At 70.1% G+C, this 22,769-nt stretch carries 20 protein-coding genes and 4 pseudogenes; 14 read left to right on the forward strand and 10 right to left on the reverse strand.

Annotation, left to right across the window (positions count from 1 at the left end; all coding sequences use genetic code 11):
• Positions 1-2: 2 nt before the first annotated feature.
• Both ACU6WZ_RS28180 and ACU6WZ_RS28185 read right to left on the reverse strand, forming a co-directional pair.
• Positions 3-1,262: an NAD(P)/FAD-dependent oxidoreductase gene (locus ACU6WZ_RS28180; RefSeq protein WP_447030990.1), complete on the reverse strand. Its 1,260-nt coding sequence runs from the start codon at positions 1,260-1,262 to the stop codon at positions 3-5.
• 53 nt (positions 1,263-1,315) lie between these two features.
• Positions 1,316-1,792: an ATP-binding protein gene (locus ACU6WZ_RS28185; RefSeq protein WP_447030991.1), complete on the reverse strand. Its 477-nt coding sequence runs from the start codon at positions 1,790-1,792 to the stop codon at positions 1,316-1,318.
• Positions 1,793-2,160: 368 nt separating this feature from the next.
• On the opposite strand from ACU6WZ_RS28185, the gene ACU6WZ_RS28190 reads away from it, so the two are divergent.
• Both ACU6WZ_RS28190 and ACU6WZ_RS28195 read left to right on the forward strand, forming a co-directional pair.
• Positions 2,161-2,748 carry a sigma-70 family RNA polymerase sigma factor gene (locus tag ACU6WZ_RS28190; protein WP_447030992.1) on the forward strand — a complete coding sequence of 196 codons (588 nt, stop codon included), beginning with the start codon at positions 2,161-2,163 and terminating at the stop codon, positions 2,746-2,748.
• A complete protein-coding gene (locus ACU6WZ_RS28195; protein ID WP_447030993.1) occupies positions 2,745-3,491 on the forward strand; it encodes an anti-sigma factor in 747 nt (248 codons plus the stop codon). Before ACU6WZ_RS28190 ends, ACU6WZ_RS28195 begins: the two co-directional genes overlap by 4 nt.
• 61 nt (positions 3,492-3,552) lie before the next feature.
• On the opposite strand, the gene ACU6WZ_RS28200 is transcribed toward ACU6WZ_RS28195, so the two are convergent.
• Positions 3,553-4,434, reverse strand: a complete 882-nt coding sequence (locus ACU6WZ_RS28200) for an oxygenase MpaB family protein (RefSeq protein ID WP_447030994.1) — start codon at positions 4,432-4,434, stop codon at positions 3,553-3,555.
• A gap of 165 nt (positions 4,435-4,599) precedes the next feature.
• On the opposite strand from ACU6WZ_RS28200, the pseudogene ACU6WZ_RS28205 reads away from it, so the two are divergent.
• A pseudogene (locus ACU6WZ_RS28205) lies at positions 4,600-6,631 on the forward strand (ATP-binding protein).
• 15 nt (positions 6,632-6,646) lie between these two features.
• Here ACU6WZ_RS28205 and ACU6WZ_RS28210 read toward each other — a convergent pair.
• Positions 6,647-7,126, reverse strand: a complete 480-nt coding sequence (locus ACU6WZ_RS28210) for a nucleoside deaminase (protein WP_447030995.1) — start codon at positions 7,124-7,126, stop codon at positions 6,647-6,649.
• Between the two features lie 68 nt (positions 7,127-7,194).
• Positions 7,195-7,521 carry a hypothetical protein gene (locus tag ACU6WZ_RS28215; protein WP_447030996.1) on the reverse strand — a complete coding sequence of 109 codons (327 nt, stop codon included), beginning with the start codon at positions 7,519-7,521 and terminating at the stop codon, positions 7,195-7,197.
• 200 nt (positions 7,522-7,721) lie between these two features.
• Between ACU6WZ_RS28215 and ACU6WZ_RS28220 the strand changes: the two genes are divergently transcribed.
• Positions 7,722-8,303: a hypothetical protein gene (locus ACU6WZ_RS28220; protein ID WP_447030997.1), complete on the forward strand. Its 582-nt coding sequence runs from the start codon at positions 7,722-7,724 to the stop codon at positions 8,301-8,303.
• Positions 8,304-8,349: 46 nt separating this feature from the next.
• Here ACU6WZ_RS28220 and ACU6WZ_RS28225 read toward each other — a convergent pair whose 3' ends face one another.
• Positions 8,350-8,574 (reverse strand): hypothetical protein, encoded by a 225-nt coding sequence (locus ACU6WZ_RS28225; protein ID WP_447030998.1) that lies wholly within the window; start codon positions 8,572-8,574, stop codon positions 8,350-8,352.
• 62 nt (positions 8,575-8,636) lie between these two features.
• On the opposite strand from ACU6WZ_RS28225, the gene ACU6WZ_RS28230 reads away from it, so the two are divergent.
• Entirely contained in the window at positions 8,637-8,918 is a 282-nt protein-coding gene (locus tag ACU6WZ_RS28230; protein WP_447031000.1) for a DUF8825 domain-containing protein, read from the forward strand.
• Between the two features lie 297 nt (positions 8,919-9,215).
• Here the strand turns inward: ACU6WZ_RS28230 and ACU6WZ_RS28235 are convergent, their stop codons facing one another.
• Positions 9,216-9,632 carry an ATP-binding protein gene (locus ACU6WZ_RS28235; RefSeq protein WP_447031002.1) on the reverse strand — a complete coding sequence of 139 codons (417 nt, stop codon included), beginning with the start codon at positions 9,630-9,632 and terminating at the stop codon, positions 9,216-9,218.
• Between the two features lie 1,119 nt (positions 9,633-10,751).
• Between ACU6WZ_RS28235 and ACU6WZ_RS28240 the strand changes: the two genes are divergently transcribed.
• Positions 10,752-11,090: a MerR family transcriptional regulator gene (locus ACU6WZ_RS28240; RefSeq protein ID WP_447031004.1), complete on the forward strand. Its 339-nt coding sequence runs from the start codon at positions 10,752-10,754 to the stop codon at positions 11,088-11,090.
• Positions 11,091-11,593: 503 nt separating this feature from the next.
• On the opposite strand, the pseudogene ACU6WZ_RS28245 reads toward ACU6WZ_RS28240, so the two are convergent.
• Positions 11,594-12,864 (reverse strand): annotated as a pseudogene (locus tag ACU6WZ_RS28245) (PP2C family protein-serine/threonine phosphatase).
• Positions 12,865-13,054: 190 nt separating this feature from the next.
• On the opposite strand from ACU6WZ_RS28245, the gene ACU6WZ_RS28250 reads away from it, so the two are divergent.
• The 6 genes and pseudogenes from ACU6WZ_RS28250 to ACU6WZ_RS28275 all read left to right on the forward strand — a co-directional run bounded on the left by ACU6WZ_RS28250 (position 13,055) and on the right by ACU6WZ_RS28275 (position 19,278).
• Positions 13,055-14,326: an IS256 family transposase gene (locus tag ACU6WZ_RS28250; protein WP_447034019.1), complete on the forward strand. Its 1,272-nt coding sequence runs from the start codon at positions 13,055-13,057 to the stop codon at positions 14,324-14,326.
• A 27-nt stretch (positions 14,327-14,353) separates the two neighbouring features.
• Positions 14,354-14,674: pseudogene (locus tag ACU6WZ_RS28255) on the forward strand (carboxyl transferase domain-containing protein); the annotation flags it as partial.
• A gap of 91 nt (positions 14,675-14,765) precedes the next feature.
• The gene (locus ACU6WZ_RS28260; protein WP_447031005.1) at positions 14,766-15,413 is read left to right on the forward strand and encodes a ScbR family autoregulator-binding transcription factor; all 648 of its coding nucleotides are present in this window, start codon (positions 14,766-14,768) and stop codon (positions 15,411-15,413) included.
• A 267-nt stretch (positions 15,414-15,680) separates the two neighbouring features.
• The gene (locus ACU6WZ_RS28265) at positions 15,681-16,502 is read left to right on the forward strand and encodes an AfsR/SARP family transcriptional regulator (RefSeq protein ID WP_447031006.1); all 822 of its coding nucleotides are present in this window, start codon (positions 15,681-15,683) and stop codon (positions 16,500-16,502) included.
• 78 nt (positions 16,503-16,580) lie between these two features.
• On the forward strand, positions 16,581-17,006 hold the full coding sequence (locus ACU6WZ_RS28270; protein ID WP_447031007.1) for an SRPBCC family protein: 426 nt from the start codon (positions 16,581-16,583) through the stop codon (positions 17,004-17,006).
• Between the two features lie 64 nt (positions 17,007-17,070).
• Positions 17,071-19,278: a condensation domain-containing protein gene (locus ACU6WZ_RS28275; protein ID WP_447034298.1), complete on the forward strand. Its 2,208-nt coding sequence runs from the start codon at positions 17,071-17,073 to the stop codon at positions 19,276-19,278.
• 517 nt (positions 19,279-19,795) lie between these two features.
• Here ACU6WZ_RS28275 and ACU6WZ_RS28280 read toward each other — a convergent pair.
• On the reverse strand, positions 19,796-20,320 hold the full coding sequence (locus ACU6WZ_RS28280; protein ID WP_447031008.1) for a flavin reductase family protein: 525 nt from the start codon (positions 20,318-20,320) through the stop codon (positions 19,796-19,798).
• Between the two features lie 235 nt (positions 20,321-20,555).
• Between ACU6WZ_RS28280 and ACU6WZ_RS28285 the strand changes: the two genes are divergently transcribed.
• The gene (locus tag ACU6WZ_RS28285) at positions 20,556-20,834 is read left to right on the forward strand and encodes an acyl carrier protein (protein WP_447031009.1); all 279 of its coding nucleotides are present in this window, start codon (positions 20,556-20,558) and stop codon (positions 20,832-20,834) included.
• A 118-nt stretch (positions 20,835-20,952) separates the two neighbouring features.
• On the opposite strand, the gene ACU6WZ_RS28290 is transcribed toward ACU6WZ_RS28285, so the two are convergent.
• Complete coding sequence (locus tag ACU6WZ_RS28290) at positions 20,953-21,186, reverse strand: MFS transporter (RefSeq protein WP_447034300.1); 234 nt, start codon at positions 21,184-21,186, stop codon at positions 20,953-20,955.
• Positions 21,187-21,521: 335 nt separating this feature from the next.
• Between ACU6WZ_RS28290 and ACU6WZ_RS28295 the strand changes: the two are divergent.
• Positions 21,522-22,690 (forward strand): annotated as a pseudogene (locus ACU6WZ_RS28295) (IS3 family transposase); the annotation flags it as partial.
• Positions 22,691-22,769: the final 79 nt, after the last annotated feature.

Genomic DNA, 22,769 nt, shown 5'->3' on the forward strand with positions numbered 1-22,769 from the left:
ACTCACCAGGTCACCCCCAGCGCGGCCGCCGCCTCGGCGCCGGAGCGGCAGCCGTCTTCGTGGAACCCCCACCCGTGGTAGGCGCCGGCGAAAGCGGTGACATCCGTGTTCAGTGCGGGCAGTTGGCGCTGCGCGGCCACGGACTGAGGTGTGTACACGGGGTGTTCGTACACCATCCGCGCCAGCACCTTGCCCGGGTCGACCCGGTCGCCGGCGTTGAGGCTGACGACGAAGTCGTCGCCGGACGGCAGCAGCTGGAGGCGATTCATGTCGTAACTGACGTGCACCGTTTCGGCCGACGCCTCGCAGAACGGCATGAAGTAGTTCCACGACGCCCGGGCCCGCGGTGAGCGCGGCAGCAGCGAGGTGTCGCTGTGCAGGACGGTCGGATTGCTGGAGTAGCGAAACGCGCCCAGCACCTTCTGCTCCTGCTGGGTCGGGTCGGTCAGCATGCGCAGTGCCTGGTCGGGGTGGGTTGCTATGACGACCGCGTCGTACTCCTGCGCCGCACCGTCCTCGGTGACCACGCGCGCGGAGGTACCCAGGCGCTGCACCGAGCGAACGGGCGCTGCGAGATGCACCGCGCCGAGCTGCTTGCCGACCAGGTCGACGTACTCGGCGGAACCGCCCGTGACCGTCTTCCACTGCGGGGACCCGGTGACCGACAGCAGGCCGTGATGCTCCAGGAAGCGGAAGAGGTACCGCGCCGGATACGCCATCGCGGTCTCGCCGGGGCACGACCAGACGGCGGACACCAGCGGGACGACGAAATGCGTGACGAAGTAGGAGGAGTAGCCGCCGTCTGCGAGAAACCGGCCGAGCGTGTACGTCTCGGTGCTGCTGGAGCGCAGAACCCGTCGGGCGGCCCGGTGGAAGAGCGGCACCTCGCAGAGCAGCCGCAGATACGAGGCCCGCAGCGCGCTGCGGCCGGTGAACAGGCCACCCGGTCCGCGTGCACCCGCGTACTCGAGACCGCAGCCCTCGCACCGCACCGACATGCTCATCTCGGAGTCCTGCGTGGTGACACCGAGCTCGGCGAAGAGCTTCAGCAGGCGAGGATAGGTACGCTCATTATGGACAATAAACCCAGAATCGACCCTTTCCGGGCGCCCGTCGCTCGTGGTCAGGTCATGGGTGTGGGCATGGCCCCCGAGCCGGTTACCGGCCTCGTACAGCACCACGTCGCATGCTCGTTGCAGCACGTAGGCGGCTGTCAGGCCCGCCACGCCACCACCCACCACCGCGATTCTTCGCCGCTCCACGATTCCGCCTTGTCTCCTGCTGCGCGCGCCGAGCGCCCGGCCGGTCGTTCCGGTCAGGGGTGATTCGGAGCCGGGGGCCCGTCGGATTGGGCAGATTCCAGTTCGGCCCACACCGTGTGACCGTGCCGGGAAGGCATATCGCCCCAGGAACGCGCGAGGGCGTTCACGATGAACAGACCTCGTCCTCCGCCGGCGAAGGCGAACGAGGGGTGCCGCCAGCGTGCCCGGATCCGGTCGAGGTCGAGGGCGGCCCCCGAGTCCTCGACCTCCAGCCGCACACAGGACCGCCCGTGGCTGTCGCGCAACAGCCACACCGTGAGGCTTGAAGGGGGCGCTCCGTGGCGATTCGCGTTGGAGACCAGCTCGGTCACGATCAGCAGCGCGTCGTCGACCAGGGCGTCGAGGTGCTTGCGAGCCAGGTCGTCCCTGATCTCGGCCCGCACGACGGCGCCCCCCTCGGGCGTCGTGACCGGACTGCAGGGATCGCCGAGGTAGCACGAAACAGATACGTCGAGAACGTTGGTGCTCATGTCTGTGATTCGTCGCCGGCTCCGCGGCGGATGGGTGTCGCTCCCGTCGAGCGACCCGGCAAGCCGGTGCGGCCCCGGCCCTCTTGAGGCTTCGCGGAGCCGCACCGGTTCCCTTGCACCCACACCATGTATTCGGCGCCGCCCGCCGACCGGATTGGTTCCCCCGCCCCGGAGCCCCGGGTCGTTGCCGGAGGGCGGACAAAGTCGCCGGACACACCCATCCATCAGGCCTCCAGCTACGAACCATTCGAAAGAAAACCTTCCGCACAAGGTCTGCAATCGCTCACCTGCATGCTTGAAAGGGTTACGTATGGGTGACCATCGCAACGATCTCCACCGCGTGGACTGTGCCCGCGCGGAGGTGCGCGGTGAGTGAAATCGCTCGTATCGGAAGCGGCGGTCCGCGCATCGGGACCGATCTGACGGAGGTGGTGGCGCGCGTCGCCGACGGCGACCAACAGGCGTTCGCCACCCTGTACGACGCGATTGCCGGACCGGTGTACGGCTTGGTGCTCAGGGTGCTGCGCGACCCCGCCCAGTCGGAGGAGGTGGCACAGGAAGTGATGGTCGACGTCTGGCGCAACGCCGCTCGCTTCCGGCCCGACCAGGGCAGCGTCATGACCTGGGTCATGACGCAGGCTCACCACCGCGCCGTGGACCGGGTACGCGCCGAACAGGCCTCCTCGGCCCGCGAGGAGCGCAGCGCCCGCCGGGACCACATGCCCGCCTACGACCAGGTCAGCGAGGAGGTGACGGTCCGGCTGGAAAGTGAACAGGTGCGCCGTTGCCTGGAGTCCCTCACCGCACTCCAGCGGGAGGCGGTGACGCTCGCCTATTACCGGGGCTACACCTACCGAGAGGTCGCAGCCTCGCTTTCCGTACCGCTCGGCACCGTCAAGACACGTCTGCGCGACGGCCTCATCCGGCTGCGAGACTGCATGGGAGTGAACGCATGAGCGAGGACCATTTGCACGCGCCGACGGGCGCCTACGCGCTTCACGCCCTGCCGGACGACGAGCGCGAGGCCTTCGTACGCCACACCCGAGGCTGCCCGGCGTGCGCCCAGGAAGCACGGGAACTCACCGCGACCGCGGCCCGGCTGGGCTCAGCCGTGTCCGTCGCGGCGCCTGCCGACATGAGGGCCCGTGTCCTCGCTCAACTGCCTGTCGTCCGTCAGCTGCCGCCGCACGTGCCGCCCACCACGGCGGCCCCGTCGCCGCCGGCCGGCGCCCGGCGCCACCTGCCCCGCCTGGCCCTGGCGGCCTGCGTGGCGGCGGCCACCGCATTCGGCGGGGCCGCGGTCTGGCAGTACCAGGAGGCCCAGCAGGCCGAGCAGCGCGCCCTGGAAAGCTCGGCCAAGGCCGCGGACGTGGCCGACGTGCTGACCGCGCCCGACGCCCGCACGGTCAGCGGGGCCGCCGAGGGCCGAGCGACGGCGACGGTGATCGTCTCGCGCGGCGAGAACCGTGCGGTCTTCCTGGCCTCGGGCCTTGCTGAACTCGCGGACGACAAGACGTATCAGCTGTGGTTCGACGAGGGCGGCACCATGCGGCCGGCCGGCCTGCTCACGGCGGACGGCACACTCGCCATGGAGGGGAGTGTCGACGGAGCCACCGGCATGGGCGTCACGGTCGAACCGGCGGGCGGCTCTCCCCGGCCGACCACCACACCGCTGATGCTGATGACGTTTCCCGGCTGAGCCGGGCGGGGCGGAAAGGGACAGAGCGGGACGGCGGGATCCGGCGAAGACCGGCGCGCGGTCAGGCCGTGCCCCGGGCCGGTGGGGGAGGCGTCATGGCCCAGCGGATGGTGCGGGTGAGAGCGTGCCCGGTCGGGCGTACACAGGTGCGCTCGACCCCGGGTACGTAAGGCAGCCCGAGCGGTTCCCTCGCCCACGCCGGGAGCATGGACACGGCGTTGGCCGCGAGTACGCCGTACGGTGCCCGGGCGACCCAGGGCAGCGGCGGCTGCAGGAGGATGAAGCGCGCGGCGTCGCGTGCCTGGGGTGTGGCGCGCAGCTCGGGACGGTAGGCGGCCAGCCGCTCGGCGAGCTCCGCGCGGTCACGGGGCGGGTCGACGACGCCGAGCGCGAGCCCCACCCGCGCCGTATCGGCGACGTAGGCGTCGCAGCCGTCGGCGTCGAGCGGGTGCGCGCCGTAGCGCTGGTGGGCGCGCAGGAAGCTGTCGACCTCGGCGATGTGCACCCATGCGAGCAGGTGCGGGTCGGCCGCGTGATAACTCTCGCCGGCCGCGGTGGTGCCGTGCACGCCGGCGTGCACGGCACGTACCCGGTCGACAGCCCGCTGTGCGTCGTCCGCCGTCCCGTACGTCGTCACCGCGAGGAAGGTACTCGTACGCTGCAACCGCCCCCAGGGGTCCCCGCGGAAGCCGGAATGAGCCGCCACGGCGGCCATGGCCAGCGGATGCAGCGACTGGAGCAGCAGGGCGCGCAGCCCGCCGATGAACATCGAGGCGTCGCCGTGGACGATGCGGATGGGCCGGTCGGGCCCGAACCAGCGAGGCCCCGGCGTGCCGTGGATCCGGGCGCGGTTGTCCGCGCCCGCAGGACCGGCGACTCGGGTGAAGAGGCTGCTGCCGAGTCGCTGCCGCAGGTCGCGGACCAGGGGAGGGGGCCAGTTCATCAGGACAAGTATCCCCCGGGATCCGCGGTACGTCAGCGGAACCAGTGGCCTGCTGCGCCCGGCTCCGCCCTCACCGCACCAGATCCGGACCCAACGCATAGCTGTGCGTGACTGGTTTTCGCCGCACTGCTCGACCGCGCGTCCCAGGTGCGGCAGACTGCGCTCGTGGTAGGCAACATTCCCGCAGAATCAACGACCTTGGTGGGCCGGCGGCAGGATCTGGCGCGGCTCGCCGGGGCGCTCACCGACCGGCGTCTGGTCACTCTGACCGGCCCCGGAGGGGTGGGCAAGTCGCGCCTCGCGCTGCGGGCCGCCGCACTGGCCGCGCAGGACTACCCGGACGGGGTGTGGTGGGCGGATCTGTCCCACCTGGATGGTGACCGTCTCCTGCTCGCGACGGTTTCGGACGCCGTCGACCTGCCCGACCACACGCCACGGATGCCGGTGGAGGCCCTCTCGGAGTGGCTGGCGGGCAAGAGCTTGCTGCTGGTGCTGGACTCCTGCGAGCACGTGGCACAGGCATGCCGCCATCTGCTGGGCGAGCTGCTGACGGTCGCCCCCGGGCTGACTGTGCTGACGACGACCAGGGAGCCCCTGCGTCTGGATGTCGAGTATCTGATCGAAGTGGAACCGTTGCCGGCGGACGGCGCCGACGCGCTGTCGCTCTTCACGGAACGCGCAACGGCGGCCGCACCCGGACTGCGGCTCACGGAGCCCGCGAAGCGCGCCGCGGCAGACATCTGCCGTCGCCTCGAAGGCATTCCGCTGGCGATCGAGCTGGCCGCGGCGCAGGTGGGCACGGCCACGCTCAAGGACGTCTCGGCCCGGCTCGGCTCATGTCTGGATCTGCTCACCACCTCGGAACAGGTCTGGCCCCGGCGCCACCAGACCATGCGCACCACCATCGGGTGGAGCCATGAGCTGTGCAGTCCGCTGGAGCGTCTGCTGTGGGCGCGGCTGACGGTGTTCCGGGGCCACTTCGATGTGGAGTCGGTCCGCTCCGTGTGCCGGGCGGCCCGCTGACGGCCGACGAGGCAGGGCGCCCTGCTGGAGAGCCTGGCGGCCATGTCAGTGGTGAAGCGGCACGGGGAACGCTTCCGGATACTGGATGCCATCAGGGAGTACGGCCGGCTCTGGCTGCGTGAACTCGGCGAGGAACGCGCGGTGGCGGACCGGCACGCGCAGTACTGGCTGCGGCTGGCGCACGACGCGGACGCGGGCTGGCTCGGCCCGCAACAAGTCGACTGGTACCGGCGGATCGGCGACGCGCACACCGACCTGTGCACGGCGTTGGACCATCTGCTGGTCACGGACCCGCGGCGCGCCCTGACGCTGGCCGGCCTGGTCGGGTCTTCTGGAGTTGCTGCGGCCTTCTGCACGAGGTCCGCGGCTACCTGGAGCAGGGCCTGGCCGAGCACGTCGATCCGGGTCCGGAGCGTACGCGGGCACTGTGGGCCCTGGGGGTGGCAGCCACCCTGCAGGGCGACTACGAGACGGCCAACCGTCTGGGCGAGCAATGCTCGCTTGCCGCGCGTCAGGATGGCGACGGGGAGGCGGCGTTCTCGGCGGCCTACCTGACGGGCGTCACCGCCCTGCTGACCGACCGTCCGCTCGCCGCGAACCTGATGATCCAGCACGTACTGGAGTCATCGTCCGGCGCCGCCCTGGACTCCGCGGCCCGTATCCGCTGCCATCTGGTGGCCGTTTTCTCCCTCACCGCTCTGGGCAAGCTGGCCGAGGCCCACGAGGAGGCCGTCCGGCTGCGCCGCGGCTGCGCGGAGGCGGGGAGTACTGGACCCGCTCCTACCTCGACTACCAGCTCTCCCTGATCTCGCTGCTGCAGGGCAGCCCGCACGAGGCCGCCGAGCACGCCCTGTCGATGCTGAACGGAAAGCGGGGCCTCGGCGACCGCTTCGGCACCGCCCTGGGCCTGGACCTCATGGCAGCGGCCCTGGCGGCCCAGGGCGACGGCGAAGGGGCTGCAACGGTCTACGGCGCGGGGCAGGCGCACTGGAAGACCGTGGTCCACCCCCAGCGCGGCACACCGGAACTGCGTGGCGTACGGGAGGAATGTGAGCGCGCCGCCCGGGCGAGCGCCGGCGACATCGCCTACGAAACGGCGTTCCGCCGAGCGGCGTCCGTGACCCCGGAAGCAGCCCTGACCGCCGCTCTGACCGCAGCAGGCACCCCCGCCTGACGAGGCCCGTGGCGCTCAGGACGCGCCGCGAAAGCGGCGGTGCAGGTCGCGTACCTGCTCCGCGAGGCCGGGGACCGGCCCCTCCACCACGAGGCCGGGGACGATGTCCCGGATCGGGAGGGGGCGTACGGGAGGCGCGGGGATCTCCATCTCGGTCAGCCAGGCCGTCAGTTGCTCGGAAGAGCTGACGTACACGATGCGCCCCAGCCCAACCCAGCCGTGGGCGGCGGCGCACATCGGGCAGTGCTCAGCAGAGGTGAAGACAGTCGCCGCCGTTCGTTGCCCGGGCGGCATGTTCGCCGCAGCCCAGCGCGCCAGCTCGAACTCCGGATGACGGGTCCGGTCGCCCGAGGCCACCCGGTTGCGGTCCTCGGCAAGGACGGTCCCGTCCGCGGCGACGAGCACCGAGCCGAACGGTTCGTCCCCCGCTTCCAGCGCCTCGGTCGCCAGTTCTACGCAGCGGCGCAGGTGCCGCAGTTCCGCATCGTCCACCATTACGCCTCCAGCATGTGATCTTCAGGGAATGCTAGCCCCTGACCAGGTCGAACCGCGCGCGAACTGGGCTACTCGCCCGCGCGACGACGCTGGAGGACCTGAACCTGCAGGCGCTCACGAAGAGCGGCTTCCGCGGGCGTCTCCGGCTCGTCGTCCTGCCGGATTCGGGCGGGCTTGGGTCGCAGCGGCAGGTCGTCGTCCGCGGCGGCCTGCTCGGCTTCGGCGAGCGCCCGGTAGAGGGACGCCACGGACGGGGAGCTGCCCGCGTTCTTCCCGGTCTTGATGGTGAGCTTCTTCGCGATGTCCGGGACCGGGACGCCCTTGGCCTTCAACGCGAGAGTGAAGATGTCGCCAGCTCCGGCCGGAGAGTTGGGGGAGGACCACTGCGGTGGCATGCGTGGCCCGCTTGTCGTCCAGGTCAGTGATCGGGCAACTCATGACCATGACGGCGAGGCCGGCGAGACCCACCATCGCCGCCACCTCGGCGCGCCGACGGGAGTCGTACCGGGCAAAGTCGTCGCACGCTTCGACCAGTGCGGTGAATGACGGCAGCCGTCTCACCAGCATGAACCGAAGGTCCCGCAGGACGCGCCGCATGAGCTTGCTGCGCTCGTACAGCGCGGTCCTCCGCCTCGCTCATGTCCGTCTCGGCCCGCTCCAGGGCCTGTGCCGTCTCCTGTTCGCCGCGTCTGCGTCTGCGGCTGTGCCACTCTTCGATGGCAGCCAGCGAGAGGATGGCCGGAACCGCGCCGATCACGGACAGCACCGTTGTCCCGGCCGCCACTCCGCCACCGCCCGCGGCAAGAGACCCGCGGCCCAACCACGCGAGCCTGGCACTGGTGGCCGCCGCCCCGGACAACTCCGATATCGCCGTGCCGGTGGAGGCAGAGGCGAAGGCTCCCACCGCGCGATAGGCGCCTACCCTGACACCGGAACCGACGAGTGCGCTGACTGCCAGCGCGCCGACAGCAGTCGTCACGGCACTTTCGCGCAGCCGCCGAAGCTCGATGCCCACCTCGCCGCCGACGGTTGGCATCTCGATCGCGGCCAGTTCGACCAGATCGACGCGCTTGAGACGCTGAAAGACGTCACGGAAGGGGACGAGGGCCTCGTCGTAGAGCGTCTGCCGGGCCTTCTGCTGGGCGGCGTTCTCTGCGGCGGCCTGAGCAGCGCCTGACCTGACGACGTGCCGGGCTCCGGTGGCACCGCGTGGGGCGGTTAGTTCATGCGCGTCCCTGGGTGAGACCGGAGGCGGTGTTCTCGACCCACAAGATCGCCCAGTCCACTCCCGCGTTGAACTCTGCGGACTGTTCCGATGCCTGGTCCTGGGCTGCCGCGCGTATGCGAGCTGCGAGAGTGCGCAGATCTCGCTGCAGTCCCTGCTGCTGAGCAGCCTGGAGGGCCTGCGCCATCTCGGGGCTCACTTCTATGGGCCTGCGGTCTTCCACGTGTCCTCCAGTAGGTGTGTCCCGACGTGGCAAGTAATTCGAACACGCGATCTAATGCGGGGATGGACGCCCCCACCTTCCCCCACGACCTGGTGCAGGACCAGCGTGACCTCAACGCCACCTACCAAGCACTCGCAGCACCCCGCCAGCACGGCAACACCGCGCTGCGCCGCCGCCTGCTCCACCTCACCGCCCGCATCCTGCGGCATCCCTTCTGGGACACCCGCCCCACCGGTGCGCCAGCGGGCTGGCCAGAGCTACGCCGCCAAGCCCGCGGCGACCGGAACGAAATGCGGCCTGTCCCAGCCGAGCGGCAGACCGTTGGCGGGAAGCTCAGCGGGTAGCCCTGGCCGCGACTTCCGTACCGTCGCCAACGCGCTCAGCTTCGGCTGAGATGGCAACGACCGGACTGGTCCCTGGGGCCACAACGCGGTCAGTGAAACACGACGCGCGTTCCGCTCCTGACCTGGTAGGCATCAGCTCAAGCGGAGCGGGGCGCGTGTTGCACCCCCGTTGCACTTCCGTGTTGCAGTGGCTGGCTTCCGGTAAGGCCGGCGACGGCACGAGGTCCCGCAGCTTCTTCGCCGTGCTGGTCTGCGGCCGGGCCGTCCTGGGGTAACGCGACGCGGATTTGGCTGCTGTCAGCGGGGGAGCTGGGCGTGGATGGTTTTGCCGTAGCCGGGGCCGGGGGTGATGGTCAGGCGATCGGTGAGGCGGCGGATCATGTGCCAGCCGAAGCCGCCGCTGCCGCCGTTGAGGTCGGGGGTGCGCTCGCGGGGGTGGGCCGGGTTCGGGTCGCTGACCGCGGCGGTCACCGTGCCGGGGCCGGCGGACAGTTCCAGGGTGTACTGGCCGCCGCCGTGGCGCAGGGCGTTGGTGACGAGCTCGGAGACCACCAGGACGAGGGTGTCCGCCACGTCCGGGCCGGGCGCCGGGGTGAGGCTGTCGGTGAAGATGCGGGCTGCCTGGCGGGCCTGGCTGATGCCGGCTGCGCTGTCGCCCCGGACCGCGGTCGGTACGAGGGGCGTCGAGGCGATGGTGATCATCGTGCTGTTCATGCGCGTACACCCCACCTGTGATCGGTTGTGCCGCTTGTGCCGTGACAGCCCGCCTGCCCGCTTCCGGCAGTCCTCACACCCCGGAGGGTGTGCTCCGGTGCAGTTTCCAGGCGATGCGGACCGCAGGACTTCACTGTCAGCCCTCACAGGAAACCTGTCATGACGGAAGTAGACATCCGGGCGTTACTGGGGTTAGTGTCTTGTCCGTAGCCAAGAGATCGAGCAGGCCCGGCAGAGATGAACTGCCGGGAAGCAGTACACGTAAGCGCAGGTCGGTGCGGTGGTGGAGTTCCGAAGCCAGGGTTTCGCAAGATGGTGACGGGACTGACGACCGGACCGGGCGGCCCGCAGTGATCAGGGGCCGCCGTGAGCAGTACGGCAGTACACAAGTGCAGTCCGCAGTACCAGTGGTCCCTCGGTGAAGGCGTCGGCTGCGGGCGCGCGTACCGGGAAGTTCGGCAGTGGGGTTCTAAGCCAGAGCAGACGCAGGACGGGCGACGGGGCTGGCTGCCGAAGAGTGGCGCTATCGCAGGCCATCAGCAGGTCGGTGCGGTGGTGGAGTTCCGAAGCCAGAGCGGTTGCAGGACGGTGACGGGACTGACGGCCGGACCGGGCGGCCCGCAGTTTTCAGGGGCCGCCGTGAGCAGCTACCCGCAGTGGCAGTACCCGTAAGTGAAGTTCGTAGTACCCAGCAGTGAAGTCAGTGAGCAGTACCTCGGTGAAGGCGTCAGACTGCGGCGCGCGTGCCGGGAGGTTCGGCAGTGGGGTTCTAAGCCAGAGCAGACGCAGGACGGGCGACGGGGCTGGCTGCCGAAGAGCGGTATCAGCAGTTCGCAGTACCAGCGCATAGTTGATTCAGAGGGAAGAACGGAGGAGTTGAGGCGCCATCAGGATCGCCCGGGGCGGAAGTCTTGAGCCCGGGTACCGCAGGACATCGATAGGCAGGTGGTCTCCGGTCACGCAATTCGCGATCCCCGCGTCCCCGCCCGCTTCTTGGGCGGCCGTGCGGACACAGTAGGTCGGCGCAGTTCCAGGGCCGGCAGATGGTGTAGCAGTTCCTTCGGGGCCCTGGTGCCAATGGCACCAGGGCCCCTCCAACGTGTTCCACAGCGAGGTGAGATGACAGCAGACGTTTCCTTCGGCCGTCTCGATGACGACGACTACCCCGCCTACACCATGGGGCGGGCCGCCGAAATGCTCGGCACCACGCCCGCCTTCCTCCGCGCCATCGGCGAAGCCCGCGTCATCACCCCGCTGCGCTCCGAGGGCGGCCACCGCCGTTACTCCCGTTATCAGCTGAAGATCGCGGCCCGGGTCCGTGAGCTCGTCGACCAGGGGACCACGGTGGAGGCGGCCTGCCGCATCGTCATCCTCGAAGACCAGCTCGATGAAGCACAGCGCATCAACGAAGAACTGCGCGGCTCGCCCTCCACGTCCCAGCGCAAGGCTGACGCCTGAAAGGCGTGAGTCCATGCTCCGCGACTATGCCCAGTTGACTCCCAGTTGGGTGAGGGCGGCGCGCTGCGGTCGGTGAGCGTGTCCCGCCTCGCTGTGGTGGCGCTCAAGGCGGCCTGGACATCGCCTTCAACGCCATTGACTGTTGTGGCGTCTCCTCAGGGAACAGAGGAATCCGTGCCCGGGGGATTATCCGAACGCGAGTGGGCGCATACTCCGCCTCCACTCGCTCCGTGGCAAGCTGCCGCTCTACTATCCGCCTGGCGAGCCGGCCGACATGCGGATCCTGCGCGTGTGCGACCGGACCGGCTGGGATGCGGCGCTGCTGACGTGGAACACTCCATCTCGGACCACTGGCAGCGCCAGGGCCTCGGCCGGCGGATGGTTCTGCACGCAATGCGCGGCGCGCAGGATTTCGACTGGGCCACGACCCAGCAACGGTGCGGCTCAACTGTTCTACGGCCGGGACTGCTCCGGCGCCGTGATGATCCTGGCCAAGGGCGACTTCAACATTGGGCGTTTGGAGGCTTTGTTGGTGTGGTTCGCTGTCCGGCGGTGGGGGAGGCTTCGGTGAGGTCGGCGCCGTGGCCGGCGTCGCGGCGGGTGGACTCAGTGCCGTACCAGTCCAGGCACATCACGGTGGCGTCATCCTGCAGGAGCCCGTCATGGGCATGAACGACGTGCTCGATCAGGACACGGGCGGCCTCCCGGGGGTGCAAGTCCTGAGTGTTCTCGATGAGGGCAGGCAGATCGAGGTCCGCGGCGCTGCGCTCCAGCATCCCGTCGGTGAGCATGATCAGCCGGTCTCCGGCCTGCAGGTCCAGGCGCTGGACTGTGTAGGTGTGCGGGTCTATGAAACCGAAGGGCATGTCGATGGTCGGCACGATCTCCTCGACCTTTCCCCTGCGCAGGCGCAGGGGCCAGGGGTGGCCGGCGTTGATGAACTCGGTCCGGCCGTCGTGCAGGCTGATACGTAGCAGTTGTCCGGTGACGTAGCGGCCGCCGCTGTGCTCGGCCATGGCCTGGTCGGCCATCTGTGCTTGTTCGGCGAGGTCGGCTCCCTGCCTGCGGGCGCGGCGCAGGGCGCCGACGAGGAGGGTGGCGAGGAGGGCGGCGTCCACGTCGTGGCCCATGGCGTCGGTGACGGACAGTTGGACGTGGTCGCGGTCTATGACGTAGTCGAAGGTGTCGCCGCCGACGAACTCGGCCGGTTCCAAGGCGCCGGCGACCGCGAACTGGGCGGCTTCGCAGGCCAGGGACGTGGGCAGCAGCCGGTGCTGGATCTCGGCGGCCAGACTCAGCGGGGTGGTGCGCCGGCCCCACTGGTACAGGTCGGTGAAGGGCCGGTTCGCGATGATGATCTATGCCAGGGCGTGGGCGCTCCGGCCGATTTTCAGCAGGGTGTCCGGGCCGGGGTGTTGGGCAGATAGAGCTCCAGCAGCCCGAGCGCGTCCCCGCGATTGGTGACCGGCGCGATCACCCGAGTCCAGGCACCGCCCCCTTTGGGCTCCACGTGCGGTCGTTGAGTCCGGATCACTTTGTCGTAGACGGTGCCGGAGACGGCGATCGGATCTGCGGGACGGTCCAGGTCGATGTCGTCTGCGGTGCCCAGGCGGACGACGGAGGTGCCGGTGAAGTCGGTGATCAGGAACGACACCGACCGGGCCCCGAGCTGTCTTCGCAAAGTTGCGGCTACGACGTCGACGGACTCCACCGGCGGCGCGGCCTCCGCCGCGGCCAGTGCCTCACCCAGTCCGTCGATTCCGCTGTCCCGCATGGGAGCACCCTTCCCGCTATCGTGCCCGCCCCAGTACATACCCGGTGACACGACTTTTCTGGCGAGCACGAAAAAGCAAGCTACCCCACTGCAGGAGCGGGTTCCCCAGCCGGGTGCGGGTCTGTACGGTCTCCGGTGTAATTGATGATCAAGGAAGAGACATCAAGTGACTGACACCGTGACCGAGTGTGTGGCCGCCGGCGACCAGGCGGAGCCGTCGTTGGAGACCCCGACGGTCGAGCAGAAGCTCATTGACCAGCTCGTCGAGCAGGCCCGGAGCAAGGGGCTGCGGCTGACTGGCGAGGGCGGGCTGCTGCAGCAGTTGACCAAGACGGTTCTGGAGTCCGCCCTGGAGGGCGAGATCACCGACCATCTCGGCTACGACAAGCACGACCCGGCGGGCAAGGACGGTGGCAACAGCCGCAATGGCACCCGTTCCAAGACCGTGCTGACCGACATCGGCCCGGTCGAGATCGACGTTCCCCGCGACCGCGAGGGGTCCTTCGAGCCGGCCATCGTCAAGAAGCGGCAGCGCCGGCTGACCGGCGTCGACGAGATGGTGCTCTCGCTGTCCGCGAAGGGCCTCACACACGGGGAGATCTCCGCGCACCTGGCCGAGGTCTACGGCGCCAACGTGTCCAAGACGACCATCACCACGATCACCGACAAGGTGATGGACGGCATGGCGGAATGGCAGAACAGGCCGCTTGACCGCGTCTACCCCGTCGTCTTCATTGACGCTATCAACGTGAAGATTCGCGATGGCCAAGTAGCGAACAGGCCGATCTACGTGGCTCTGGCGGTCACTGCCGAAGGGCACCGGGACATCCTCGGGCTGTGGGCCGGCGACGGCGGCGAAGGCGCGAAACACTGGCTGCGGGTGCTGTCGGAACTGAAGAACAGAGGCGTCGAAGACGTCCTCATGCTGGTCTGCGACGGACTGAAGGGGCTGCCCAACGCGGTCGGCGAAGTCTGGCCCCGTACCGTTGTGCAAACGTGTGTGGTTCACCTCTTGCGGGCGTCGTTCAGGTACGCGGCCCGCCAGGACTGGGACAAAATCGCGAAGGCGTTGAAGCCGGTCTATACCGCGCCGAGCGAGGACGCGGCCACGACGCAGTTCCTGGAGTTCGCCGAGGTCTGGGGGAAGAAGTATCCGGCGATCGTCCGTCTCTGGGAGTCGAGTTGGGCAGAGTTCACGCCTTTCCTCCAGTTTGATGCGGAAATACGTCGCATTGTGTGCACGACCAACAGCATCGAGAGCGTCAACGCCCGCATCCGCAAGGCCGTCCGCTCCCGCGGGCACTTCCCCACGGAGCAGGCCGCCCTCAAATGCGTCTACATGGCCGTCATGAGCCTCGACCCCACCGGCGCCGGCCGCAAACGCTGGACTATGCGCTGGAAGGGTGCGATGAACGCCTTCGACATTGCCTTCGACGGCCGCCTCACTGCAGGTCAACTCTAGCCACACCAAACCCAGTTACACCTTTGACTGGACAGACCCTCCATCGGCGCGGACCTCACCTACGCCTGGCCGACCAACGAGATCGCCGTGATGGGCGCCGAGGGCGCCGCGAACGTCATCTTCCGCCGCCAGATCGCCGACGCCGAGGACCCCGAGGCCATGCGTGCCCGCATGGTCAAGGAGTACAAGACCGAGCTGATGCACCCCTACTACGCCGCCGAGCGCGGCCTGGTCGACGACGTCATCGACCCGGCCGAAACCCGGGAAGTCCTCATCCGGTCCCTCGACATGCTCCGCACCAAGCACGCAGACCTGCCCGCCCGCAAACACGGCAACCCGCCCCAGTAGGCCCGACGAACGACGGGACGTGACGAGGCCGGCCGCTGCTGCCGGAGCCGCACAGCCGGCGGCCCCGACGCCCCGAGCCAGGAGACAACTGATGGTCAAGCAGGAGCGCGCTGCCCGCACGCGAGAATCACTGATCCGCGCTGCCGCCGAGGCATTCGCGCAGGAGGGCTTCGCAGTCGCTTCGCTCGCCACGATCAGCAGGCGCGCCGGCGTCAGCAACGGCGCGCTGCACTTCCACTTCGAGAACAAGAAGGCACTCGCGCAGGCCGTCGAGGACGAGGCGGCGCAGGCCATGCGCCGCGTCACCAGGGTGGCAACGCAGGGGGAGAGCAGCGCGCTGCAGACGCTCGTCGACGTCACTCACCATCTGATGGGCGCTCTGGCGGGCGACATTGTCGTCCGCGCCGGTTTCGAGCTGGGCGGTGACCAGTCGCGCGGGAACGGAGCGACCCTGCGCCAGGAGTGGCAGCGGTGGATCGAGGAGACGCTGCGGTGGGCCGAGCGCGAGGGCAGTCTGGCCGACGGGGTGTCGGCACAGCGGGCCACGCAGACCATCGTGGCGGCGACGGTGGGTTTCGTGGTTCTCGGCTGTGAGGACGCCAAGTGGCTCTCCGAACGGAACATCACGGGTTTCTGGGAGCTGATGCTGCCGCTGCTGACCGCACGTCAGGTCATGCCGGCCGGTTCGGGCGCCCCTGCCCGCGGTAACGGCTCCCACCAGGTGCAGGAGACGAACTGACGGTTCCTGCCGGTGTTCATGGTGCTCGCGTGGGTGTGCGCCGGGCGAAGTGTAGCCGCGGTGGAGCCGGTGGGGCTCTCGTACGAGTCCGGTTCGAGCGCGGGCCAAGACGTTCTCCAGCGGTACGGAGCAGCCCCGGCCGGTGTGCTTTCGAAGGCTGCTTGAGTGCGGCTGGAGATCTCGGGCGTACGGCGCGAACGGGGCTAGCGTGCTGCGCGTCGACGGCTGCAGGCCACCGACGGAATCCGACGAGGTATGGAGGAAGCCGTGGAGATTCAGGTTATGGGCCCGCTGAGTGCGGACATCAACGGGGTGTCCATCGTGCCGACCGCGGCAAAACCGCGGCAGCTTCTGTCCCTGCTCGCCTTCTACCCGGGCCGGGTGATGCCCGTGCCCACTCTGATGGAGGAGGTCTGGGGCACCAACCTGCCGCAGAGCGCGATGACGACCCTGCAGACGTACATCCTCCAGCTGCGACGGCTGCTCGGTACGGCGATGGGGCCCGACGCGCCCGGCACCGCGAAGGAGGTGCTGGCCACCCGGCACGGCGGCTATCTGCTGCAGATCCCGCCCGCGAGCGTCGACGCCCACCGTTACGGGCAGTTGGTGGCCGCGGCGCAGGGGGCCGCCGAGGACGGCGACGACGAGGAAGCCCTGCGCCGCTACCGTGACGCGCTGGCGATGTGGAACGGCCCCGCGCTCGTGGATGTGCGCCTCGGCCCGATCCTGGAGATCGAGGTCATGCGGCTGGAGGAGTGCCGGCTGGTCACCGTCGAGCGGCGCATCGACGTCGATCTGCGGCTCGGGCGGCACAGCGAACTCCTCTCCGAACTGACCTACCTGACGGCCCGGCACCCGCAGCACGAGGGCCTGCACTCGCAGGCGATGGTGGCGCTGTACCGGTCGGGCCGGCAGGCCACGGCGCTGGACGTCTACCGCAGGCTGCGCACCCGCCTGATCGACGACCTCGGTGTGGAGCCCTCGCCGCAGCTCCAGCGGCTGCAGCAGGCGATGCTGACCGTCGACCCGGCCCTGGACGTGACCCGCGGGCCGCGCCGCACTTCCACGTTCGACCTCTACGCCGCCTAGCCGGTGACTTCGCACATGGGGATGCGGGTCTGCGGCCGGCGGGTCTGGTTTCGTCGATGCCGAGGAGTTCGAGCAGGTGTGCTGGCACACCGGCCGCTGCTCTGTGCGCCGCATGTGCACGTGGAGCCGTTGGAGTTCGACGGGACGCACGAACGGCTGCGCATGTGCGCGATGGCGGGCGGCCGGGTCAGCTCCTGGCTGTCGCGCCGCGTGCAGGAACCGGAGGCCAGGCGCGTCGACTTCCAGCAGGTGAGCCCAAAGGACCCGGAGGACGTGATGATGAGCTGCTCCTGGATCGTCGAGGAGCGGCCCGGTGGCAGCGACCGCCCCCTTGGACCCCCGCGGTCGGGCCGCGGTCCAAGGCCGCCGGAGAAATCCGGCGCCGCCCGCCACAGCCGCTGGCCTGCCGGACAGCGTCCGCGTCCGTGCCGACCGTACGGCCATGTCCGGGGCCCGCGGCGGGCGCGGCCGGGGCGCATCTCTCGTACGCGTGCCCGGCCGTAGTGCTGCCGTAGATCCGTATCCGTAGATCCACAGAGAAGGGAGGGAGGGGTCTGCCGTGTCGCGGATGTACGCGGATGCGCGCGCCCCGAAGCCGATGACAGTCAACCGCTCCTCACACCCGCCGGAGCACACGAGCGGGCACGGGCCGTTGACCGTGCTCGTCGACTCCGGGCAGCCGTCCTGCGGCACTGCGGTCGTACTGGAACTACGCGGGCCGCTGGAGACCGGACGCATCGAGGACGCCCTCGGGCAGCTCGCCGCGCGCCGCCCGGGGGCCCGCACCTGGCAGCACCGGCTGCGGTGGCACGGCCCTGGCCATCACACGCTTCGGCTGGTGCCGGGGGGTGCCGGTGATTTCCCGGCGGGCCTGCTGGCCGACCTGCTCACCGGCCCGCCCACCGCCGGGCCCGCGCCGGCCCCCGCCCCGGAGCCTGCGCCCGCTCCCGCCGACGCCGGGGATGCGGTAGGGGCCCCGGGCGGCGCGAGGCGCGGCGACCTGGGGAAGCGGTCCGGCCAAGCGGCTCACGGCCCGCCGGTGCGCGGCGTCGAGCCGACTCCGCTGCAGCGCGAACTGCTTGCCGACGCCGACGCGCACCCCGGCACCGGCCGCCACGTCGAACAGCTCACCTGGGACTGGCACGGGCCGCTCGACACCGACCGCTTCACCGCCGCATGGCAGTCCGTCTTCGACCGCGAGAGCGTGCTGCGCGCCGCCTTCGACGCCACGGACGGGCCCCGGATCGTGCTGCACGACCACGTCACGCCCGAGGTCGTACGCCGGCACCTGCCGGACGAGACCGGTCGGGGCGCCGAAGGCTGGGACGCGCTCGTCGAGCAGGACCGGCTGCGGGGCGTCGACCCACGCCGTCCGGGACCGCTGCGGCTGACGCTGCTTCACGCGCCGCCCGCAGACGGCCCCCGCACCCGGGTCCTGCTCACCTACCACCACACCCTGCTCGACGACTGGAGCGCGCGCCTGCTGCTTCAGGAGTTCTCCCGCGCCTATCTGGCGGGCGGCCGGCTGGCCGGTGGTGACCGGCGCCCCGACCTCGGTGACTACGCGCGCTGGCTCGCCACCCAGGACACCGGGGCCGCCAGGGAGTTCTGGTCCCGTCCCGCGCCACCGGCGGCCGCCGCGCTGTCTCCCGCGGCGGCCGTACCGGCACGGGCCTCCAGCACGACGGGCACCGGCCGTGCGCAGCTGCGGCTCACCCCGGCCGAGACGGCGCTGCTGACCTCCTGGGCCGGGGCCTGGGGCAGTACGGGGAGCAGTGTGCTCCAGGCGGTGTGGGCGCTGCTGCTGTACCGCGCCACCGGCGCCGACGGTCCGGTGCCGGTCGGCTTCGGCGTGACCGTGCCCGGACGCGGCGTTCCGCTCGGCGGGGTGGCGCGACTGCCGGGGGCGCTGCGTAATCCGCTGCCCATGACGGTCACCGTCGACCCCGGGGCGACCGTGCCCGCGCTGCTGGCCGAGGTAGGCGACCGGGCACTGGACATGGCCGCCTACGAGTGGGTCTCCGCCGGCCAGATCCGCGCCTGGACCCAGGACCGTGCCGGTCGGCCGTACGGGCGTGGCGGGCAGGCCGGCACGCTGCTCGTCTTCGACGGGCACCCCTGGCCGGACTGGCCGGCGACGGAATTCGCCGCCCAGGGCATCCGCGTCACCCCACCGCGGACCACCGGCGCCCGGACCGCCTTCCCCCTCACGCTCGTCGCCCGCTACGACCAAGCGGGCGGCCTGCGCCTGACCGTCTCCTACGACCGCGCCGGGGCGTCCGACGCTTGCGGCGCCCTCGCGCACAGTGCCCTGCTGCTGCGTGAACTCCCGCGCGTGGCCGACGAGTCGACCACACTCGCCGATGTTCTCGCCCTGCTGCCCGCCCCCCCGGCCGCCGCCGGGCCCGCGCTCCTCACGCTGCGCGCCGCAGGTGGCCCGGGCGCGGGCACCGTCTGCCTCGTGCCGGCGCCCGGTGCCCCCCGCTCCCGCTACGACCAGCTCGTCCGGCGGTACACGGGGCCCGCGGCGCTCATCCTGCTGCACCCCGCCGCGGCCGGAACGCGGGACGGGTACGCCGCACTGCGGCCGCTGGCCGAGACGGGCGCCCCGCTCGTACTGGGCGGCTTCTCCGGCGCCGGAGCCGCCGCCTGCGAACTCGCCCGGCTCCTCGCGGAGCACGCCGGCCGGGCCCCACTCGTGGTGCTCGCCAGCGCCGCGACCAGCGCCGCTGAGCTCGCCCTCGCACTCGAAAGCGCCGCCGTTCGGGCCGGGTGACCGCCGTGCGCAGTGCGGTCCGGACGGCCGGTCTCAGCCGGGTGCCTACCGGGGCGTTCGGCGGTGGGCGTGGTTCGCCGGGGCGCAGAGCAGCGGGATGGGCGGCGCGGAAGGCCGCGTACCGGCAAGTCGTCTGCGCAACCGAGGGCCCGGCGGGGGAGGGGGCACGCGGCGACGCGCGGTGGCCCCTGAGAGGCGGCTGCTGCGCGCCCACGGGGGTGAGAGCGCGCTGCAGCCGACTCGCAGCCGCGCCGCGTCGACTGCTGCCCCGGGTCGGGCAGCAGTGCGGGATGGCTTTGTGGGCCATCCGCGTCGCCGTGCGCGGGTCTGGCGGACACTTCCGTCACCTGACACACGGCAGGGAGGTGGAGGCGTCCCAATCGCCGCACCTGCCAGGCGGGGTCGGCCGGGGTGGCCGGTCCCGATCCCCGTTTGCGGTGCGCCGGTTGTGGTGACCACGATCCCCGCAGGCGTTCGAAGTCCGGATGAGAATGACTTGAGCCGGGGCGCCGCGCTGTCAGGCGACGGCGGGCACCGGTGTGTGGAACCCGCGCCGATACCACAGCAGCGGCGGTACCGCGGCGTCGTTCGTCCGTATCTCAAGAGGGGTGCCCAGGAGCAGGTCGTGGTCGCCCGCGCGGATCACGGACACGGTGCGGCAGCGCAGCAGCGCCTTCGCGTCCGGCAGGTACGGCAGTGCCGTGCTGCCCGGCCAGCTGCCGAACTCGCCGCCGGCGAACCGGTCCACCCCGCGCGCGGCGAACCGCTGCGCGACCGGGCGGTGGCCCTCGCCGAGGATGTTGACGGCGAACTCGTCCGCGGCGGCCATCGCCGCGTGGCAGCTCGACGTGAGCGCGATGCCGACCATCACCAGAGGCGGGTCCAGCGACACGGACGACACCGAGCTGGCGGTGAATCCCCACCGGCGGCCGGTCTCGTCGAGGGCGGTGACCACCGAGACGGGAGCGGCGAGCAGTGCCATGGCGTCCCGGAACGTCTGGGGATCGGTCACGGGACGTGCCTGCTCTCTGGCTGCGCTCATGATTCCTCCGGAACCCAGCGACGGCCGATGGACCGCGCGGCGGATACCGCCGGCTCCGCGCGGATCGCGGAGCCGGCGGTTCGGTGTGATCACGGTGCCAAGAACCGCTCAAGAAGCACTTGAGGATGGGGGGTCCCGGGGCCCGGGAGGCGGCCGACTCCAGCTGGGGTTGAGTGGCGTGGGTCAGTCTGGAAGGGCATTCCCCACCAATGACGGAACGGGTAAGGAGCTGCACATGGCGAAGAGCGCGCCGGTCATGTCCGAGGGCGAGATCCTCGGCTGGCTCACCGAGAGGCTGGGCGCCCATGTGTCCCTGCCGGTGGCCGAAATCAACCCTGTCGTGCCGTATGCCGAGTACGGATTGGACTCCGTCGCCGCGCTTGCCTTGTTCGGCGACGTCGAGGAGAAGTTCAACCTCGCGCTGGACCCGGCGGTGGCCTGGGAGTACCCGACCCTGGCGCAGATGACGGCCTATCTCGCCGCGGAGCGGTCCTCGCTCGCTTCACTGGCCTGACGGTTCTCGCACAGGTGCCGGACCACCCCTCGGGGTGGTCCGGCACCTGTGCGTGCTGCGGCCGTTGCGTGCGGCCGCATCGGGCCGCATCGGGCCGGTCAGTGCCGGTCAGTGCCGGTCAGTGTCGGTCAACGGGTTTGCCCGTCGACCGGGTTCCCAGGACGAGTACCACGCTCACCAGCAGGGCCATGGCGCCGGCGATGACGCCGAACATCGCGCCCGGGCCGTAGTTGTCGAGCACCGGCAGCATGATGAACGGCAGGGCCGCGGCGCTGAGCTTGGACAGCGAGTACGCGATGCCCGAGGCCGCCGCCCGGATCTCCGTGGGGTACTGCTCCGCGAGACACCTCAGGCGGTTAGTGCGTCAAGTCGGCTGCTGGGGGCGGTCGAACCAACGGATCGATCCTTGGTGCATGTCGGCGTGCGAGTCAACGTGGCTCTGGCAAGATTTTCGTAGCCGGAGGTCATCTCGGTGCGAGGGTCGACCGGTCCGCATAGCGGCGGCGGAGGTGGGCGATCAGGACGACGCGGTGGCGGAGGAGTGAGTGTCGGCGACGGCTGAATCCTGACCCAGTTTGGGCGGTCGAACTTTGACCCACTGGGTGACCCTGTTGCCTATGAGGTGACCCCCGTGGTGTGGACACACCTAACAATGGATCTTGATGGTCCAGGAAGGTGTAGATCCACATGGCAAGGCCCTCGAAGTACAGTGCGGAGTTCCGGTCCGACGCGATCGCGTTGTGGCGGGCATCGGCGGGAAGGCGGACGTTCAGGGACGTCGCGGCCGATCTGAACGTCAACCCCGAGACGCTGCGGACCTGGGTGCGTGACGCCGACGACGGTCCGGCCGCCTCCGGCGGGTCGCAGGACACCGAGGCCGAGCTGGCCCTGCTGCGCGCGGAGAACGCCAGGCTGGCCAAGGCGGAGAAGGAATGGCAGCTCGAGCGGGAGATCCTGCGACGGGCAGCCGCCTATTTTGCCCGGGAGATGAAGTGAAGACTGCCGCTTGGGACTTCATCTCCGCCCACGCCGAGATGTTCGGCATCAAGCGGATATGCCGGGTACTGGAAGTCTCCCGCTCGGGCTACTACCGGTGGATCGCCGGCGCCCAGACGCGGGCCGTCCGGCAGGCCACCGAGGATGCCCTGGTCGAGGAGATCCGCGAGATCCATGCCGAACACCGCGGGAACTATGGCGCGCTCCGAGTCCATGCCGAACTGCGCGGTTTCGGCCACATTGTCAACCGCAAGCGGGTGGCCAGGCTGATGCGCAAGCACGGCATCACCGGCCGCCACCTGCGGAAGAAGAAGCGCACCACGGTCCCTGACCGGCTCGCGCCGCCGGTGGCGGACCTGGTTCAGCGGGACTTCACCGCTGTCACTCTGGACGAGAAGTGGTGCGGCGACATCACATACGTGCAGGTCGGAGCCGCGTGGCTCTATCTCGCCTGCGTCATCGACATCCGCTCGCGCCGGGTGCTCGGCTACTCGATGGCCCCGCACATGCGGGCCGGGCTCGTCATCGACGCGCTCCAGGCCGCGGTCGCAGCCCGCGGCGGTGACGTCACCGGGGTGATCTTCCACGCGGACCGCGGATCGCAATATACGTCGGCCGCGTTCGCGCAGGTCTGTGACCGGCACGGCATCCGCAGGAGCATGGGAAGGGTCGGCTCGAGCTATGACAACGCCCTGGCCGAGAGCTTCTGGCAGGGACTGAAGCGAGAAGCAATGCACGGGAAGCTGTTCGTGACGATGCGACAGGCCAGGCTGGAGATCTTCCAGTGGCTCACCTACTACAACGCCTGCCGACGCCACAGCGCGCTCGACTACCTCTCTCCAATGGAGTTCGAACAGCAGCACCACAGGACAGCTAAATGTGGACGATCACGTAATTCCCCGGGCTCAGCGTCACGTAATTCCCCAGGTCCTGGCCTCG

It is taken from the genome of Streptomyces hypolithicus (assembly GCF_052934925.1).

What these genes read in the sequence shown, in the direction of transcription:
- ACU6WZ_RS28185 (WP_447030991.1), bottom strand. Translation starts at nt 1,792, where the DNA reads ATGAGCACCAACGTTCTCGACGTATCTGTTTCGTGCTACCTCGGCGAT.
- ACU6WZ_RS28195 (WP_447030993.1), top strand. Translation starts at nt 2,745, where the DNA reads ATGAGCGAGGACCATTTGCACGCGCCGACGGGCGCCTACGCGCTTCAC.
- ACU6WZ_RS28200 (WP_447030994.1), bottom strand. Translation starts at nt 4,434, where the DNA reads ATGAACTGGCCCCCTCCCCTGGTCCGCGACCTGCGGCAGCGACTCGGC.
- ACU6WZ_RS28210 (WP_447030995.1), bottom strand. Translation starts at nt 7,126, where the DNA reads ATGGTGGACGATGCGGAACTGCGGCACCTGCGCCGCTGCGTAGAACTG.
- ACU6WZ_RS28215 (WP_447030996.1), bottom strand. Translation starts at nt 7,521, where the DNA reads ATGCCACCGCAGTGGTCCTCCCCCAACTCTCCGGCCGGAGCTGGCGAC.
- ACU6WZ_RS28220 (WP_447030997.1), top strand. Translation starts at nt 7,722, where the DNA reads ATGAGCTTGCTGCGCTCGTACAGCGCGGTCCTCCGCCTCGCTCATGTC.
- ACU6WZ_RS28230 (WP_447031000.1), top strand. Translation starts at nt 8,637, where the DNA reads ATGGACGCCCCCACCTTCCCCCACGACCTGGTGCAGGACCAGCGTGAC.
- ACU6WZ_RS28235 (WP_447031002.1), bottom strand. Translation starts at nt 9,632, where the DNA reads ATGAACAGCACGATGATCACCATCGCCTCGACGCCCCTCGTACCGACC.
- ACU6WZ_RS28240 (WP_447031004.1), top strand. Translation starts at nt 10,752, where the DNA reads ATGACAGCAGACGTTTCCTTCGGCCGTCTCGATGACGACGACTACCCC.
- ACU6WZ_RS28260 (WP_447031005.1), top strand. Translation starts at nt 14,766, where the DNA reads ATGGTCAAGCAGGAGCGCGCTGCCCGCACGCGAGAATCACTGATCCGC.
- ACU6WZ_RS28275 (WP_447034298.1), top strand. Translation starts at nt 17,071, where the DNA reads ATGTACGCGGATGCGCGCGCCCCGAAGCCGATGACAGTCAACCGCTCC.
- ACU6WZ_RS28280 (WP_447031008.1), bottom strand. Translation starts at nt 20,320, where the DNA reads ATGAGCGCAGCCAGAGAGCAGGCACGTCCCGTGACCGATCCCCAGACG.
- ACU6WZ_RS28285 (WP_447031009.1), top strand. Translation starts at nt 20,556, where the DNA reads ATGGCGAAGAGCGCGCCGGTCATGTCCGAGGGCGAGATCCTCGGCTGG.